We start from the raw sequence: 16147 nt of genomic DNA, 5'->3' as shown, positions 1-16147 counted from the left end.
TTCTGCATATATATTTTTTTCGAATACGAACATATGGCAGTATCGATCCACGTCATCAGCCATGGCTGCTGTGCAAACGGCGGTGCCCTGAACAGTCCGGCCCACCTGCTGTGCAATACGCCATACAACAACAAAAATCGAGGTCAACCATGACAGCTGCGCAACCACAACCATCCCTGGCGGGCCAATGCATGGCCGAGTTTCTGGGCACCGCACTGCTCATCTTCTTCGGTACCGGGTGCGTCGCTGCCCTCAAGGTTGCCGGTGCGAGCTTCGGGCTCTGGGAGATCAGCATCATCTGGGGGGTCGGTGTCAGCATGGCGATATACCTGACCGCCGGCGTCTCTGGCGCGCACCTGAACCCTGCGGTGAGCATCGCCCTGTGGCTGTTCGCCGGTTTCGAGAAAGGCAAGCTACCGTTCTACATCCTTGCCCAGATCGCTGGTGCATTCTGTGGCGCCCTGCTGGTCTACACCCTGTACAGCGGTCTGTTCTTCGAATTCGAACAGACCAACCAGATGGTTCGCGGCTCCCTGCCCAGCCTGGAACTGGCCTCGGTGTTTTCCACCTATCCCCATCCGCTGTTGTCTACTGGCCAGGCGTTCATGGTCGAAGTGGTGATCACCGCGATCCTGATGGGCGTGATCATGTCCCTCACCGATGACAACAACGGCCTCCCCCGCGGCCCGATGGCACCGCTGCTGATCGGCCTGTTGATCGCCGTGATCGGCAGTGCCATGGGCCCGCTGACCGGATTCGCGATGAACCCGGCTCGCGACTTCGGCCCCAAGCTGATGACCTTCCTGACCGGCTGGGGCGAGATTTCCCTCACCGGCGGCCGTGACATCCCGTATTTCCTGGTACCGATCTTCGCTCCGATTCTCGGCGCCTGCCTCGGCGCAGCGGTTTATCGCGGCATGATCGCTCGGCACCTGCCCAGTGCCACCGAGCCGGAAATAGAACAGCCCGCGAATCGGGACGTCAAAGCTTCCTGAATTCAACGTCGCGTGATTGCGCTCGAACCGATCACGCGACATTTCACTCTCCGTTCATCCGTCCAAGGCAATCGACATGACCGACACCAACAAGAACTACATCATTGCCCTCGATCAGGGTACGACCAGCTCCCGCGCGATCATTTTCGACCGCGATGCCAACGTGGTGTGCATCGCCCAGCGCGAGTTCACTCAGCACTACCCGCAGAGCGGCTGGGTCGAGCACGACCCCATGGAAATCTTCGCCACGCAGAGCGCAGTGATGGTCGAAGCCCTGGCCCAGGCAGGCCTGCATCACGATCAAGTGGCCGCGATCGGTATCACCAACCAGCGTGAAACCACCGTGGTCTGGGACAAGAACAGCGGCCGGCCGATCCACAATGCCGTGGTCTGGCAGTGCCGCCGCAGTACCGAGATCTGCCAGCAGCTCAAGCGTGATGGCCTGGAGCAATACATCCAGGAGACCACCGGCCTGGTCACCGACCCCTACTTCTCCGGCACCAAGCTGAAATGGATCCTCGACCATGTCGAGGGCAGCCGCGAGCGCGCCCGTAACGGCGAGTTGCTGTTCGGCACCATCGACAGCTGGCTGATCTGGAAATTCACTGGCGGCAAGGTCCATATCACCGACTACACCAACGCCGCACGCACCATGCTCTTCAACATCCATACCCTGGAGTGGGACGCGAAGATGCTCGAGGTGCTGGATATCCCGCGGGAAATGCTCCCGCAGGTGAAATCCTCCTCGGAAATCTACGGCCACACCAAGAGCGGCATCGCCATCGCCGGTATCGCGGGCGATCAGCAGGCAGCGCTGTTCGGCCAGATGTGCGTCGAACCCGGGCAGGCCAAGAATACCTACGGCACAGGCTGCTTCCTGCTGATGAACACCGGCGACAAGGCGGTCAAATCCCAGCACGGCATGCTCACCACCATTGCCTGCGGCCCTCGCGGCGAAGTGACGTATGCCCTCGAAGGCGCGATCTTCAACGGCGGCTCCACCATCCAGTGGCTGCGCGACGAGCTGAAGGTCGTCAATGACGCCTACGACACCGAATACTTCGCCAACAAGGTCAAGGACAGCAATGGCGTGTACCTGGTGCCGGCCTTCACCGGCCTGGGCGCACCGTACTGGGATCCCTATGCGCGTGGTGCGCTGTTCGGCCTGACCCGTGGGGTGCGCGTCGACCACATCATTCGCGCCGCCCTGGAGTCCATTGCCTACCAGACGCGCGATGTGCTCGACGCCATGCAGCAGGATTCGGGGGAACGCCTGAAGTCCCTGCGGGTGGACGGCGGCGCGGTGGCCAACAACTTCCTCATGCAGTTCCAGGCCGACATCCTCGGCACTCAGGTAGAACGCCCGGAAATGCGCGAAACCACCGCCCTGGGCGCTGCCTACCTGGCGGGCCTGGCATCCGGTTTCTGGAGCAGCCTGGACGAACTGCGCGGCAAAGCGGTGATCGAGCGCGAGTTCGAGCCACAGCTGGGAGACGCAGAGAAGGAAGCGCTCTATGCGGGCTGGAAGAAAGCCGTCGATCGCACCCGCGACTGGCAACCCCACGAAGAAGCCAAATAAGCGCTGAGCCGGGGTCGCGCCCGGCTGCAACTGGCAGTGAACGGGCCCGTGCGGCATCATGGGGCAAGTACGTGCGGCAGCTGTTTCAGCACGGTCGCGCCGGCCCGGCCCTTCGGGTGGGGCCGCCTAGGTTGCGCTGAAACGGCAACAGACCCTAAGGACACCCCATGAATCTGCCTCCCCGTCAGCAGCAAATCCTCGATCTGATCCGCGAACGCGGCTATGTCAGCATCGAGGAGCTGGCCACACTGTTCGTCGTCACCCCGCAAACCATCCGCCGCGACATCAACCAACTGGCGGACGCCAACCTGCTGCGCCGCTACCACGGCGGCGCCGCCTATGACTCCAGCGTCGAGAACACCGCCTACGCCATGCGCGCCGACCAGATGCGCCATGAGAAGCAACGCATCGGCGAAGCCGTCGCGGCGCAGATTCCCGATCACGCCTCGTTGTTCATCAACATCGGTACCACCACCGAATCCATCGCCCGCGCCCTGCTCAATCACAGTCACCTGAAGATCATCACCAACAACCTCAACGTGGCCGCTATGCTCAGCGCCAAGGATGACTTCGACGTGCTGCTCACTGGCGGCAACGTGCGCCGCGACGGTGGCCTGGTGGGCCAGGCGAGTGTCGACTTCATCAACCAGTTCAAGGTCGACTTCGCCCTGGTGGGCATCAGCGGCATCGACGAAGACGGCAGCCTGCTGGACTTCGACTACCAGGAGGTACGGGTTTCCCAGGCAATCATCGCCAATGCCCGCAAGGTGATCCTCGCCGCCGACTCGAGCAAGTTCGGGCGCAACGCCATGATCCGTCTCGGCCCCATCAGCCTGATCGACTGCCTGGTAACCGATCAGCAGCCAGTGCCGGCGCTCAGCCAACTGCTCGAACAGCACAAGATCCGCCTCGACGTGGTCTGACGGGCGTCGCTATCCCCCTCACCAGGGCCAGGGCCGTCGACAGCGGCCCCACTGCCGGCTCACTTGCTCGCAGCGCTTGGCCAGCCGTTCGCGCGAACGCAGCGCGAGCCTGACCCGGCTGCCTCCGGCCAGATAACTGTTCGGCTATTTTCATTGCATTGCCTGACGATGAGTTTTTTCAATCGAATGGCACTGGATGCCGGACTCTTCATACGCTAGTATTTTCGAAAATGAACATTAATGTTCGAATTCAAATACGAAAGCAACACGAGGCCTGACGATGCCCACACCCAGCTTGTCCACCAGCCCGCTGTCCGAGATTTACGATATCGCCGTCGTTGGCGGCGGCATCAACGGTACCGGCATCGCCTGTGATGCAGCCGGTCGTGGCCTGTCCGTATTCCTCTGCGAGAAAGACGACCTCGCCCGACATACCTCGTCGGCGAGCAGCAAGCTGATCCATGGCGGTTTGCGCTACCTGGAGCACCATGAGTTCCGCCTGGTGCGCGAGGCGCTGGCCGAACGCGAAGTGCTGCTGGCCAAGGCGCCACACATCGTCAGCCCGATGCGCTTCATCCTGCCCCACCGCCCGCACCTGCGCCCTGCCTGGCTGATCCGCGCCGGGCTGTTCCTGTATGACAATCTGGGCAAGCGCAAAGCCCTGCCACGCTCGCGAGGCCTGCGTTTCGGGGCTGGCAGCCCGCTCAAGGCGGAAATCAGCAAGGGCTTCGAATATTCCGATTGCTGGGTGGATGACGCGCGGCTTGTGGTGCTCAACGCCATGGCGGCTCGGGAACACGGTGCCCATGTGCATACCCACACACGCTGCGTCAGCGCACGCCGCAGCAAGGGGCTGTGGCACATCCACCTGGAGCGCGCCGATGGCAGCCTGTTCTCGATTCGCGCCAAGGCGCTGGTCAACGCCGCAGGCCCGTGGGTGGCACGCTTCATCCGTGACGACCTGAAACAGCAGTCGCCCTATGGTATCCGCCTGATCCAGGGCAGCCACATCATCGTGCCGCGGCTGTTCGATGGCGAGCAGGCCTATATCCTGCAGAACGAAGACCGCCGTATCGTGTTCGCCATTCCCTACCTCGACCGCTTCACCCTGATCGGCACCACCGACCGTGAATACACCGGCGATCCTGCCTCGGTCAGCATCAGCGACGAGGAAACCGATTACCTGCTGCAGGTGGTCAACGCCCACTTCCGCAAGTCGATCAGCCGTGACGACATCCTGCACAGCTACGCTGGCGTCCGCCCGCTCTGCGATGACGAGTCGGACGAACCCTCGGCCATCACCCGCGACTACACCCTGTCGTTGTCGGCCCAGGGCGACGAACCACCACTGCTCTCGGTGTTTGGCGGCAAACTGACCACCTACCGCAAGCTGGCGGAGTCGGCACTGGCGCAACTGGCGCCCTTCTTCCCCAATCTGGGCGCCCGCTGGACCGCCGAGGCGCCGCTGCCCGGTGGCGAGCTGATGGAAAGCCGGCAGGGCCTCGTCGACGCGCTCCGCGCACGGCACGGCTGGCTGGATGCGGCACTGGCACGCCGCTGGGCGGCCAGCTATGGCAGCCGCACCTGGCAGTTGCTCACCAACGTCGAGAGCCTGGAGCAACTGGGCGAGGACTTCGGTCACGGCCTGTACGCCCGGGAAGTGGATTACCTGTGCCAGCACGAGTGGGCGACGGACGTGGATGACATCCTCTGGCGGCGCAGCAAGCTTGGCCTGTTCCTGTCCGCCGAGCAACGCAGCGCATTGCAGCGCTACATGACCCCCGAGGCCGCCATGGCGGCGATCGTCACATCTGCACCAGTTGCACATCGTGGCGGTGAGCTTGCAGATGCGGCAGTACGGCCGCCAGCAACGGCGCCTTGAACCGTTCCTGGAAGCGGTGAGCGAGCCCGGGGATCAGCCGCAGCTCGCTACCGCGCACATGCGCCGCCACGTGCACGCCATGCATGACCGGCAGCAGTGGATCGGCGGTACCATGCACCACCAGCGTGGGTACCTGCAGGCGATTGAGCAGATCGACCCGACTGCTCTCGGCCAGAATCGCCAATAGCTGCCGCTCCACCCCGGCCGGATTGAAGGCACGGTCGTAGGCGACTTCGGCCTGCTGCAACAACATCGCACGATCATCCACCACCGCCGGGCTGCCCAGCGCAGCCAGCAGATCGGCCTGCTGTTGCAGTGCAGCCTCGCGGTTGGGCGCATCCCGTCGCGACAACAGCCGCAACAATGCGGGGCTCGGCGCCGGTAACCCCTGGGCGCCGGAGCTGGTCATCAGCAGCGTCAGGCTGCGCACCCGCTGCGGCGCCATATCGGCCACATGCTGAGCGATCATCCCGCCCATGCTGGCGCCGAGCAGGTGAAACTGGCCAATGCCCAATGCGTCCATCAGGCCCAGCGCATCGCCGGCCATGTCACGCAGCCGGTAAGGTGCGCCGATGGAAAGCCCGAGGCGATAGCGCAGCACTTCATAGGCAAGGTTGGCAGTGGGCACCTCGGCGTTCCAGCGACTCAGGCCGACATCACGGTTGTCGAAACGAATGACCCGAAAGCCTTGTTCGCACAACTGCTCGACCACGTCATCCGGCCAGTGGATCAACTGCCCCCCCAGGCCCATCACCAGCAACAGTGCCGGGTCGCTGCTGCGTCCGGTGCTCTGGTACGCCAGGCTCACCTCACCCACGGATACGCGCTCGACGTCCGTACCGACCGTGCATCTTTCCGTCGCCAGGGACGACAGGCTGCAGCATAGGGCAGCCAGAAAAACCATCACGCGCATCATTCTTTCCATCAGCCATGGATCGGGTAGCCGGAAAGTGTCGCAGTGATCGACGACGACGCGCTGCCACACCATGGTGACAATTTGATGAAACCCGCCAGGCGGATGGTCAGTGCCGGACTCGACAGCGAAGCAATGCTGAGAGACACTTTCGTCATGAAAAACGCTCACCTTTACGAGCGTTCAATTGAATATCCCGCAGGCCCATCGATGCTCGAAATCCGTCATTTGAAAACACTCCATGCCCTGCGCGAGACCGATAGCCTGGTCGAGGCCGCCGAACGCCTGCACCTGACCCAGTCGGCACTGTCGCACCAGTTCAAGGAACTCGAGGAGCGCCTGGGCATGCAGCTGTTCGTGCGCAAGAGCAAGCCGGTACGCTTCACCAGCGCCGGCCTGCGCCTGCTGCAACTGTGCGACAACGTGCTGCCCCTGCTGCGCAGCGCCGAACGGGACCTGTCACGCCTTGCCGGCGGTACCGCAGGGCGTCTGCACATGGCGATCGAATGCCACAGTTGCTTCCAGTGGCTGATGCCGACCATCGACCAGTTTCGCGATGCCTGGCCGGAAGTGGAGCTGGACCTGGCCTCGGGGTTCTCCTTCGCGCCACTGCCCGCCCTGGCCCGCGGCGACCTCGATCTGGTGGTGACCTCCGACCCGCTGGAGCTGTCCGGCATCACCTACGTGCCGCTGTTCACCTATGAAGCGATGCTGGCGGTGGCCAACCAGCACGCACTGGCCAACCGGCCTTTCATCCGCCCTGAAGACCTGACCAAGGAAACCCTGATCACCTACCCGGTGGAACGGGATCGACTGGACATCTTCACCCGCTTTCTCGAACCCGCCGACATCGAGCCGGCCCAGGTGCGCACCTCGGAACTGACGGTGATGATGATGCAACTGGTGGCCAGCGGCCGTGGCGTCTGCGGGCTGCCCAACTGGGCATTGCACGAATACAGCTCGCGTGGCTACGTGACCGCCAAGCGCCTGGGCGACAAGGGGTTGTTCGCCACGCTTTACGCGGGCATCCGCACGGACATGCTCGACGCCCCCTTCATGCGTGACTTCCTGCTCACCGCCAAGGACACCTCCTTCGCCAACCTCGAAGGGGTGAGCGTTGCCCGGTAGTGACGGTTCAGGCTGCGTCGAACTGCATTTCCGGCGGCTGGCGACGGAAGCCTGCGGTCAGCCAGGCCAGGTAGGCGACACCCAGTGCCAGCCAGCACAGGCCAAGGGTGATCGCCAGGTGATCGAGGCTCACCATCAGCCACAGCGTGGCGAACATGCCCAGCAGCGGGAACAGCAGGTACTGCAGCAGCTCACGGACGCCGCGCCGGGCGCCGCCGATCCAGTAATGGAAGATGACCGACAGGTTGACCAGCGAGAAGGCCAGGAAAGCGCCGAAGTTGATGAACGAGGTCGAGGTGGTGACGTCCAGCTTCAGCGCCAGCAGAGCCACCACCGCGCACAGCAGGATGCTTCCCAGCGGCGTTCCGAAGCGTTTGCTCAATGTGCCGAACAGGCGCTTGGGCAGTACGCCGTCACGCCCCATGGCGAACAGCAGGCGCGAGGCACTGGCCTGGGCCGACAGGCCTGAGGTGAACTGGCCAACGATCAGGCCGATCAGGAATATCGACACGAACAGATCGCCACCGATATTACGGGCGATTTCATAGGCAGCGGAGTCGGTACTGGTGAACACGGCGCCGGGGTGAGCGAGCTGCACGAAGTAGGAGGTGACGATGAAGATCAGCCCGCCAAACAGGGTGATCAGCAGAATCGCCCTGGGAATGGTCTTCTGCGGGTCGCGGGTTTCTTCGGTCAGCGTGCTGACCGCATCGAAGCCGAGAAACGAATAGCAGGCGATGGCCGCGCCGCCCATCACCAGCGGCAGGCTGAAACTGCCGTCGAAGAACGGCTGCAGGCTCCACAACGGCTTGCTGCCATCCCCCGCCACGTAATGCACGCACAAGGCAACGAAGGCCACCAGCACCAGAAGCTGTACCACCATCAGCAGGCCATTGACCGTCTTGGCCAGTTGCAGGCCCACCACGTTGATCAGCGAAGTCACCACGATGAACCCCAGCACCCAGACGGCCTGCGGCACCTCGGGAAACGCCGAGCCCAGGTAGGCGGCGCCGATCAGCCAGATGGCCATGGGCAGGAACAGATAATCGAGCAGCACCGCCCAACCGGCGAGAAAGCCCAGCTTGGCGTTGATCGACTTGCGCACGTAGGTATAGGCGGAACCGGCCACGGGAAAGGCCGCAGCCATTTTCGCGTAGCTCAGCGCCGTGAACAGCATGGCCAGTGTGGCGGCCACGTAGGCAGCGGGCACCTGCCCGCTGGTCACGTCGGCAAGAATGCCGAAGGTACCGAGCACGATGATCGGGGTCATGTAGGCGATGCCGAACAGCACCACCGAACCCAGTGACAGGGTACGTTTGAGATTGGCCATTACTGCTACTCCGAGATTATGATTTTTATGGCAGAGCCGAAGTCGGCGAACACAGCAGCGCCCACCGGGAACCGGGCCCGGCGGCAATGCGGAGGTTGGCCTCCGTCTTAACGTGGAATCAGCAGTTCTCGGCGCCCGTCCGGGTAGTCGATTCGCTCACCGGGCAGCATCAGGCGCCGCTCATCGAGGTAGCGGTAATCGCTGCAGGCAGCCTGTCGTTGATCGAGGTCGAGCTCGACGATCTGCCGACACTCTTCGCGCCCGGCCTCGCACAGCAACTGGCCGAATGGATCGACCGCACTGCTGCCGCCAGCGAAGACCAGATCGCCATCGCCACTGCCCACGCGGTTGACCATCACCGCGAATGCCTGGTTTTCCATGGCACGCGCCATGATCGCCGTGCGGTGGGTGGGGCCATAGGGGTCCATGTTGCCGTTGGTGACGATGATCAGGTCGGCGCCGAGCTGCGCCAGCGCCCGGGCGCTTTCCGGGAACTCGATGTCGAAGCAGATCAGGATGCCGACCCGGATACCCTGCCAGGGCACCGTCACGTAGCGGTCACCCGGCGTGAAGATGCCGCGGTCGGATGACCACAGGTGGGTCTTGCGGTAGCGCAGGGCGATCCCCGCCGGGGTGATCAGCAGCGTCGTGTTGTAGAACACCCCGGCGTCATTTTCCGCCATGCCGATGGCCACCGAGATGTTGCGCTCGCGAACCGCCTGCTGCACCGCCCTGATGGTCGGGCCGTCGATCGGTTCGGCCAGTTCGGCGATGTTCAGCGCTGTCGGAAAGCCCATCAGATGAGTCTCCGAAAACACCAGCAGATCGGTACCCTCGGCGCTGTCGTCGATGGCCTGCAATGCGCGGCTCAGGTTGTAGGCGGTGTCGCCATCACGACCACGTACCTGTACCAGTTCGATCTTCATCTCGATTTCCTGTTGTTTTGTCCATGACCGGCAAAAAGCGTCAGAATCGGCCTGGCCGTTTTCCCAGCGGCAGGTCGCGACCTGCCGCTGCCGTACCCCGAGTATGGCGGCAAGCATCGACGCCGGTAATCACGCGGGCGGGTTAACCCATCGGGGGTAGAAAATGGGGCTTTCATTGCAGCACATCGCCTGGCACCAGTCGGTCGGTAAACTCATCGAGGGGCTCGATCGTCCCGGTTTCTGGACGGCGCTGGTACGCGTACTGGAACAGTACGTAGCGTTCGACAGCTGGGTGGTGCTGATCTTCAGCGACGCACGGCCCCAGGTGCTTGCCGAGTGCCCTGGGCTGGACGGTGGTCCCGACACGCTGTTCCTGGATTACCTCAAGGGTCTCTACCAGCTCGACCCGTTCTATATCGACAGCCGCGAACGCGCCGTGGGCGGCCTGCTGCACCTGGCTGACGTGGCACCGGAACGCTTCGAGCGGACCGACTACTACCAACGCTATTTCCGCCTCAACGTGGTGGTCGACGAAGTGCAGTTCAACGTCCCGCTGCAGGACGGCAAAACCTTGTGCCTGTCGCTGGGGGCGCGCCACCGCTTCAGCCCCGAGAACCTGGCCCTGCTTGGCCTGGTGCAGCCGTGGGTGGGCGGCCTGATGCGCCAGCGCCTGGCCTTCGATCAGGACTTGCTCGGCACCATCACGCCAGGCCCGGCTCGCCCGCAGCCTCAGGGCAGCGCCGGGCACTGGATGGAAAACACCCTTACCGCGCGCGAGCTGGATGTGGCGAGGCTGATGCTCAGTGGCTGCTCGGGCAAGGAGATCGCACGCAAACTGTCCATCTCGACGGAGACGGTCAAGGTGCACCGCAAGCACATCTACGCCAAGCTGGGGATAAAGTCGCAATCCGAACTGTTCGCCCTGTTTCTCCAGGCCCAGCAGGACTGACAGACCTCGGTCGGCATCATGGCCTCGGCAGCCACGTCATGATTCACCACACGTCAGGAAACCCTCATGAACATCGCCGATATCCCTTTTGGCATTACCGACTGGAGCCAGGTGGACGCCACCGAGCATCCTGGAGAAACCGGCGTGGCCCACTGGCGAACTCGACAGTTCGGCGCATTGCGGGTGCGTATGGTCGACTATTCGCCCGGCTACCTGGCCGACCACTGGTGCAGCAAGGGCCATATCCTGCTGTGCCTCGAGGGCGAACTGCATACTGAGCTGGAGGATGGCCGCCGCTTCGTGATGACCGCGGGCATGAGCTATCAGGTCGCTGATCAGGCCGAAGCGCACCGCAGCTCGACGAGTACAGGCGCGCGGCTGTTCATCGTCGACTGACGACATTCGCTCGCCGGCACGGGTTACAGCCCATGCGGCAGCGGCTATGCTGAAGCACGTTTCCCAGCCAACGGAGCCCCTGATGACCTCCCACAGCCTGTCGCTCGTCGCGGCAATCGCCTTGCTGAGTGCTTGTGCTAGCCAGTCCAGAAGCGTCACCGTGCAGGAACAACAGCAGTGCCCGCTCAACCTGCACGCCGGCCAGCAGGTAATCCTCACCCTGCCGAGCAACCCCACTACCGGTTATCGCTGGGTGGTCCGCGAGAATGCCGCCAGCGTTCTCAAGAGCCTCGGCCCGGAAGTTTACAGCGCGGCTGGAAACTCCGATCTGGTGGGCGGCGAAGGTCACTCCACCTGGCGATTCCAGGCAACGGAAAGCGGAGACGCTCAGCTGCTGCTGACCTACGTGCAGCCCTGGGATGCCGGCGCCGAACCAGCAGAGACCTTCGACTGCCGGGTTAGCGTTCGCTAGGCCCGCTGGCCATTCGTAACCGACTTGCAGGTCGAGAAAAATCAACTGCAAGTCGGCTCTTCCGGCAGAGATCCGACGAACGCAGCCGACAAGGTTTGGCTAATCGCCGGACTTGGCTAAAATGCGCGCCTTTCCAGCGCCGCGCAGACCGACCGTGAACAGACAGCCCGACCGACTTTTCGCCCAGCCACTGGATCAGGTGCCGGACTTCGTGTTCAACGAAGACGTGGCGCGTGTGTTCCCGGACATGATCAAGCGTTCGGTGCCCGGTTACCCGACCATCGTCGAGAATATCGGCGTGCTGGCCGGCCAGTTCGCCCAGCCGCACAGCGTGCTCTACGACCTGGGCAGCTCGCTGGGTGCGGTGACCCAGGCGCTGCGCCGCCACGTTCAGCTGGAAGACTGCCGCGTGGTCGCGGTGGACAACTCCAGCGCCATGGTCGAACGCTGCCGAGAATACCTGCATGCCCAGGATTCGATGTTCCAGGAGCTGCTGCCGGTCGAGGTCATCGAAGCGGACATCCTCGCCATGGACTTCGAGCCGAGCTCATTGGTAGCACTGAACTTTACCTTGCAGTTCATCGAGCCGGCTCAGCGCCTGCCGCTGCTGGCCCGTATCCGCCAGGCTCTACTGCCGGGCGGCGCACTGATCCTGTCGGAAAAGCTGCGCTTCGAGGATGACCAGCAACATGCCCTGCTTACCGACCTGCATGTCGCGTTCAAGCGTGCCAATGGTTACAGCGAACTGGAAATCGCCCAGAAGCGCAGCGCCATCGAAAAGGTCATGTTGCCCGACAGCCTCGAGCAGCACCGCGAGCGGCTACTGGCAGCCGGTTTCAGCAAGGTGCTGCCCTGGTTCCAGTGCCTGAATTTCGCCTCCATGGTGGCCCTGCCATGATGCACCGCATGGATCTCGATACCCTACAGGCGCACCTCGCTGGCACGCCCTTGCAGCAATGGAGCGCCGAACTGCCGGGGCAGATCGATGCCAAACTGGCCATCGGTCACGGTGACCTGCAGCGCTGGTACGCCGCCGTCGAGGCGCTGCCGCCACTGGATGCCACACAGATCGACCTGCTCAGGGATTTCAGGCTCGACGGCCACCCCGATAAGACCACCCAGGCAGCCCTGGACAGCGCCCTGCGTGGCCTGATCCCCTGGCGCAAGGGCCCCTTTCACCTGTTCGGTGTACATGTGGATACCGAGTGGCGTTCCGACTGGAAATGGCAACGGGTATCCCCGCACCTGGACCTGACCGGCAAGTGCGTACTCGACGTCGGCTGCGGCAATGGCTACTACATGTGGCGGATGCTCGGCGATGGCGCCAAGAGCGTGGTCGGTATCGACCCGAACTGGCTGTTTCTTTGCCAGTTCCTGGCCATGAAGAATTACCTGCCGGACATGCCTGCCTGGCACCTGCCCCTGGGCATCGAGGAACTGCCGGCAAAGCTGCTGGGCTTCGACACCGTGTTCTCCATGGGCGTGCTGTACCATCGGCGCTCGCCCATCGATCACCTGCTGGAACTCAAGGAGTGCCTGCTCAAGGGCGGCGAACTGGTGCTGGAGACGCTGGTGGTGGAAGGCGACGCTTATCAGGTGCTGGTTCCCGAAGACCGTTATGCACAGATGCGCAACGTCTGGTTCCTGCCTTCGGTGCCGGCGCTGGAACTGTGGCTGCGCCGCGCCGGCTTCGTCGACGTGCGTTGCGTGGACGTCAGCGTCACCTCCGTCGAGGAACAGCGCAGCACCGACTGGATGCGCTACCAGTCGCTGCCGGAGTTCCTCGACCCGCTGGATCACCGCCGCACCCTCGAAGGCCTGCCGGCCCCGCGCCGTGCCGTACTGGTCGCACGCAAGCCCTGACAGCAGCGTCAGTCAGCCACATCACCTTTGCGGCGCCAGTCTGCCTGCCGCGCAGCGATCATTGCGAGGGGCATCCGCGCACCGGCGCTGACGCGCTCACGGGCGCTTCCCAGGCGCACCTGACCAGCGCTTTCCAGACTCAGCAGGCGGCGCATCTTGCGCCTCCAGCACCAGGCGAAATACCAGTCGCCCAGCCACTGGGTCAGCTCATTGGCGACAAGGCCCGACGACCTTGCCTGGGGGGTGCGCCCGGCATTGGCGGCATGCTGTTCGTTCGACGTCATGACAACTCTCCTCGACAGCCTGAGGTCACCGGTTATCGGTAACCGCTTGCCGACAGATTGAGTGGCGCCTAACGTTAAGACAAACTAGTAATACCTAACAGCTGATTAAGAAAATATTAACGACATCATGAACAGCCCGCTGCTCACCGACTTGCCCGCCGCCCTGCCACTACTGGAAAGCGATGTGCTGAAGACGTTCGTCGGCATCGCCGAAAGCGGCAGCTTTACCCGCACCGCCGCCCAGGTATTCCGTACCACGGCGGCTGTCAGCCAGCAGATCAAGCGCCTGGAAGAATCCCTCGGGCGCACGCTGTTTCTCCGCGAAAGCCGCCGCGTGCGACTCACCGCGGATGGCGAGATCCTGCTCGGCTACGCGCGGCGTCTGCTCAAGCTCAACGAGGAAGCGGTATCGCACTTTCTGGTTCCGAACCTGGCGGGCACCGTGCGTTTCGGCACGCCATTCGATATCGGCGTGGGCGCCCTCCCCGACCTGCTGTCGCAGTTCGCCCTCAGCCATCCCGCGGTTCAGGTCGACGTATCGGTAGGCCGCAGCTGCGAGCTGATCGAGCGCCTGGATGCCGGAGAGCTGGACCTGACCTTGCTCAATACCGGCAATGGCGACGCCGACGACTCCCGAGGGGAGATCATCTGCAGCGAATCGCTGGTCTGGGCAGGCCGTGATGGCGGGCTGGCGGTCAAGCGCAACCCTCTACCGCTGGCCGTGGCCAGCCGCGGCTGCGCCTGGCGACGTGCGGCGATGGACGGCCTGGACAGGCTGGGGCGCAACTACCGCATCGCCTACTCCAGCGAGCAGTGTGCTGGTCAGGAAGCGGCGCTGCTTGCCGATCTGGCCATCGCCGCCTTCCCGGCCAGCCTGGTCAAACCGCCGCTACGCCGCCTCCCTCAACAGGAGCACGGGCTGCCACCATTGGGCGACTATCACATCAAACTGCTGCGCGGCAGCAACCGTGGTGCCGCCGCGGAAGCGCTGGCGGCGCAGGTGGCAGTGGCCTACGGAGCACGCCGCTAGCGCCACTAGCGTGCTGCGGCGCTCTCGATCAGTTGCTTCATTTCCCGCACCGCATCCTTGAAGCCAACGAACAGGGCATGGCTGACCAGGGCGTGGCCGATGTTCAGTTCGTTGATGCCGGGGATCGCCGCCACCGGCTCGACATTGTGGTAGTGCAGGCCATGACCGGCGTTGACGATCAGGCCCAGGGAAACGCCCAGCGCGACGCCTTCACGAATACGCAGCAGCTCCGCAGCGGCCTGCTGCGCATCCTGCGCATCGGCATAACGCCCGGTGTGCAATTCGATGGCCGGCGCGCCGACCCGCTTGCTCGCCTCGATCTGCCGCGGGTCGGCATCGATGAACAGGGAAACTTCGCTGCCAGCGGCAGCCAGACGCTGCACCGCTGCGGCGATTCGGGCCTCCTGGCCAGCTACGTCCAGACCGCCTTCGGTAGTCAGTTCCTGGCGGGTTTCCGGCACCAGGCAGACATGTTCGGGGCGGATCTGTTCGGCAAAATCGAGCATGAAGTCGGTCACCCCCATCTCGAAGTTCATGCGCGTCTGCAAGACCTCCTTGAGCAGGCGCACATCGCGTTCCTGAATGTGCCGACGGTCTTCGCGCAGGTGCACGGTGATCCCATCGGCACCCGCTTCTTCCGCATCCAGCGCCGCCTTGACGGGGTCCGGATAGCGTGTGCCGCGCGCCTGGCGCAGGGTAGCGACGTGGTCGATATTCACGCCCAGCAAAACACGGTTGGCTTCAGTCACGGGTCGGCTCCTTGAGCGTCATGAACAATTCGCGGCTGACCAGAGGTCGACCGCCCAGATGAGGGGCCAGCGCCTGGCGCATCAGCCGTTTGGCAGCCGTCAGCGCACCCGGCGCAGTCCAGTCCGCCTCGGCCATGGCCAGCAGCTCGCTGCCCAGAAAAGCACCTGGCTGCCAATGGCCGATGGGCAGCAGGCCACTGTCGGACTGCAGGCGATACAGGCCGGTGGCGACCACCGGATCGCCCTGCACGTCGCTGTCGAGGGCGAAACCATAGCCGAGCTCGTCCAGCAAGCGCCATTCGAAGGCCCGCAACAGCGGTTCCAGCGCGCGCCCCTGGGCCAGCGCCAGGACGGTCATGGCGTACTGCTCGAAAATGATTGGATGGGGGTCCTCGGCCGGCAGCACGCGGATCAGCAACTCGTTCAGGTACAGACCGCTGAACAACGCGTCGCCGGAGAGCAGGTTGGGAATACCGGCCGCCTCCAGACGGCCGACGTTCTTAAGCTCACCGCGGCCACGGGTTTCCAGTTCGAGAGGGATGAACGGCCTGGACAGGCTGCCGGCCTTGCCCCGCGCACCACGCAACACGGCACGCAAACGCCCCTGGGGCGTGAGAAAGTCGACCAGCGCACTGCTTTCACGGTACGCACGACTGTGCAGGACATAGGCGGGCTGGCTGAGCGCAAGCATGCTGAATCACTCGCTGTCGGTGCCAGCCGCGAGGCGG

At 63.6% G+C, this 16147-nt stretch carries 18 protein-coding genes; 11 read left to right on the top strand and 7 right to left on the bottom strand.

Going from position 1 to position 16147, the window contains the following annotated elements; all coding sequences use genetic code 11:
* Positions 1–149: 149 nt before the first annotated feature.
* From BLR94_RS22510 to glpD, 4 genes are all read left to right on the top strand, one after another.
* Positions 150–995 (top strand): MIP/aquaporin family protein, encoded by an 846-nt coding sequence (locus BLR94_RS22510; RefSeq protein ID WP_084308150.1) that lies wholly within the window; start codon positions 150–152, stop codon positions 993–995.
* A 76-nt stretch (positions 996–1071) separates the two neighbouring features.
* Positions 1072–2574: a glycerol kinase GlpK gene (gene glpK, locus BLR94_RS22505; protein ID WP_084308149.1), complete on the top strand. Its 1503-nt coding sequence runs from the start codon at positions 1072–1074 to the stop codon at positions 2572–2574.
* A 167-nt stretch (positions 2575–2741) separates the two neighbouring features.
* Positions 2742–3497, top strand: a complete 756-nt coding sequence (locus BLR94_RS22500) for a DeoR/GlpR family transcriptional regulator (protein WP_084308148.1) — start codon at positions 2742–2744, stop codon at positions 3495–3497.
* A 280-nt stretch (positions 3498–3777) separates the two neighbouring features.
* Positions 3778–5379, top strand: a complete 1602-nt coding sequence (gene glpD / locus BLR94_RS22495; protein ID WP_084308147.1) for a glycerol-3-phosphate dehydrogenase — start codon at positions 3778–3780, stop codon at positions 5377–5379.
* On the opposite strand, the gene BLR94_RS22490 is transcribed toward glpD, so the two are convergent.
* Together BLR94_RS22490 and BLR94_RS27600 are read right to left on the bottom strand one after the other, a co-directional pair.
* Positions 5303–6292: an alpha/beta fold hydrolase gene (locus BLR94_RS22490; RefSeq protein WP_084308146.1), complete on the bottom strand. Its 990-nt coding sequence runs from the start codon at positions 6290–6292 to the stop codon at positions 5303–5305. The two genes, glpD and BLR94_RS22490, sit on opposite strands and share 77 nt — an antisense overlap.
* Before the next feature lie 11 nt (positions 6293–6303).
* On the bottom strand, positions 6304–6450 hold the full coding sequence (locus BLR94_RS27600; protein ID WP_167359797.1) for a hypothetical protein: 147 nt from the start codon (positions 6448–6450) through the stop codon (positions 6304–6306).
* Positions 6451–6502: 52 nt separating this feature from the next.
* Between BLR94_RS27600 and metR the strand changes: the two genes are divergently transcribed.
* Positions 6503–7420 (top strand): transcriptional regulator MetR, encoded by a 918-nt coding sequence (gene metR, locus BLR94_RS22485; protein ID WP_084308145.1) that lies wholly within the window; start codon positions 6503–6505, stop codon positions 7418–7420.
* Positions 7421–7427: 7 nt separating this feature from the next.
* Here metR and BLR94_RS22480 read toward each other — a convergent pair whose 3' ends face one another.
* Together BLR94_RS22480 and BLR94_RS22475 are read right to left on the bottom strand one after the other, a co-directional pair.
* Entirely contained in the window at positions 7428–8750 is a 1323-nt protein-coding gene (locus BLR94_RS22480) for an APC family permease (RefSeq protein ID WP_084308144.1), read from the bottom strand.
* 107 nt (positions 8751–8857) lie between these two features.
* Complete coding sequence (locus BLR94_RS22475; protein ID WP_084308143.1) at positions 8858–9676, bottom strand: carbon-nitrogen hydrolase family protein; 819 nt, start codon at positions 9674–9676, stop codon at positions 8858–8860.
* A 163-nt stretch (positions 9677–9839) separates the two neighbouring features.
* Between BLR94_RS22475 and BLR94_RS22470 the strand changes: the two genes are divergently transcribed.
* The 5 genes from BLR94_RS22470 to cmoB all read left to right on the top strand — a co-directional run bounded on the left by BLR94_RS22470 (position 9840) and on the right by cmoB (position 13356).
* Positions 9840–10625 (top strand): helix-turn-helix transcriptional regulator, encoded by a 786-nt coding sequence (locus tag BLR94_RS22470; RefSeq protein WP_084308142.1) that lies wholly within the window; start codon positions 9840–9842, stop codon positions 10623–10625.
* A 66-nt stretch (positions 10626–10691) separates the two neighbouring features.
* Positions 10692–11021 carry a DHCW motif cupin fold protein gene (locus BLR94_RS22465; protein ID WP_084308141.1) on the top strand — a complete coding sequence of 110 codons (330 nt, stop codon included), beginning with the start codon at positions 10692–10694 and terminating at the stop codon, positions 11019–11021.
* A gap of 82 nt (positions 11022–11103) precedes the next feature.
* A complete protein-coding gene (locus BLR94_RS22460; protein ID WP_084308140.1) occupies positions 11104–11493 on the top strand; it encodes a protease inhibitor I42 family protein in 390 nt (129 codons plus the stop codon).
* Between the two features lie 121 nt (positions 11494–11614).
* On the top strand, positions 11615–12391 hold the full coding sequence (gene cmoA / locus BLR94_RS22455) for a carboxy-S-adenosyl-L-methionine synthase CmoA (protein ID WP_084308139.1): 777 nt from the start codon (positions 11615–11617) through the stop codon (positions 12389–12391).
* On the top strand, positions 12388–13356 hold the full coding sequence (gene cmoB, locus BLR94_RS22450) for a tRNA 5-methoxyuridine(34)/uridine 5-oxyacetic acid(34) synthase CmoB (RefSeq protein ID WP_084308138.1): 969 nt from the start codon (positions 12388–12390) through the stop codon (positions 13354–13356). Before cmoA ends, cmoB begins: the two co-directional genes overlap by 4 nt.
* 8 nt (positions 13357–13364) lie before the next feature.
* Here the strand turns inward: cmoB and BLR94_RS22445 are convergent, their stop codons facing one another.
* Positions 13365–13640, bottom strand: a complete 276-nt coding sequence (locus BLR94_RS22445) for a hypothetical protein (protein ID WP_084308137.1) — start codon at positions 13638–13640, stop codon at positions 13365–13367.
* Positions 13641–13767: 127 nt separating this feature from the next.
* On the opposite strand from BLR94_RS22445, the gene BLR94_RS22440 reads away from it, so the two are divergent.
* Entirely contained in the window at positions 13768–14670 is a 903-nt protein-coding gene (locus BLR94_RS22440) for a LysR substrate-binding domain-containing protein (protein WP_084308136.1), read from the top strand.
* Positions 14671–14675: 5 nt separating this feature from the next.
* On the opposite strand, the gene pdxJ is transcribed toward BLR94_RS22440, so the two are convergent.
* Positions 14676–15419, bottom strand: coding sequence for a pyridoxine 5'-phosphate synthase (pdxJ, locus tag BLR94_RS22435; protein ID WP_084308135.1), 744 nt, complete (start codon positions 15417–15419; stop codon positions 14676–14678).
* A complete protein-coding gene (gene recO, locus BLR94_RS22430) occupies positions 15412–16110 on the bottom strand; it encodes a DNA repair protein RecO (RefSeq protein ID WP_084308134.1) in 699 nt (232 codons plus the stop codon). Before recO ends, pdxJ begins: the two co-directional genes overlap by 8 nt.
* Positions 16111–16147 lie beyond the last annotated feature (37 nt).

The sequence above is a fragment of the Phytopseudomonas flavescens genome, assembly GCF_900100535.1.
Taxonomy (GTDB): Bacteria; Pseudomonadota; Gammaproteobacteria; order Pseudomonadales; family Pseudomonadaceae; genus Aquipseudomonas; species Aquipseudomonas flavescens.
Note: the sequence above shows the minus strand (reverse complement) of the source record. Positions and strands in the feature narration are given on the sequence as shown.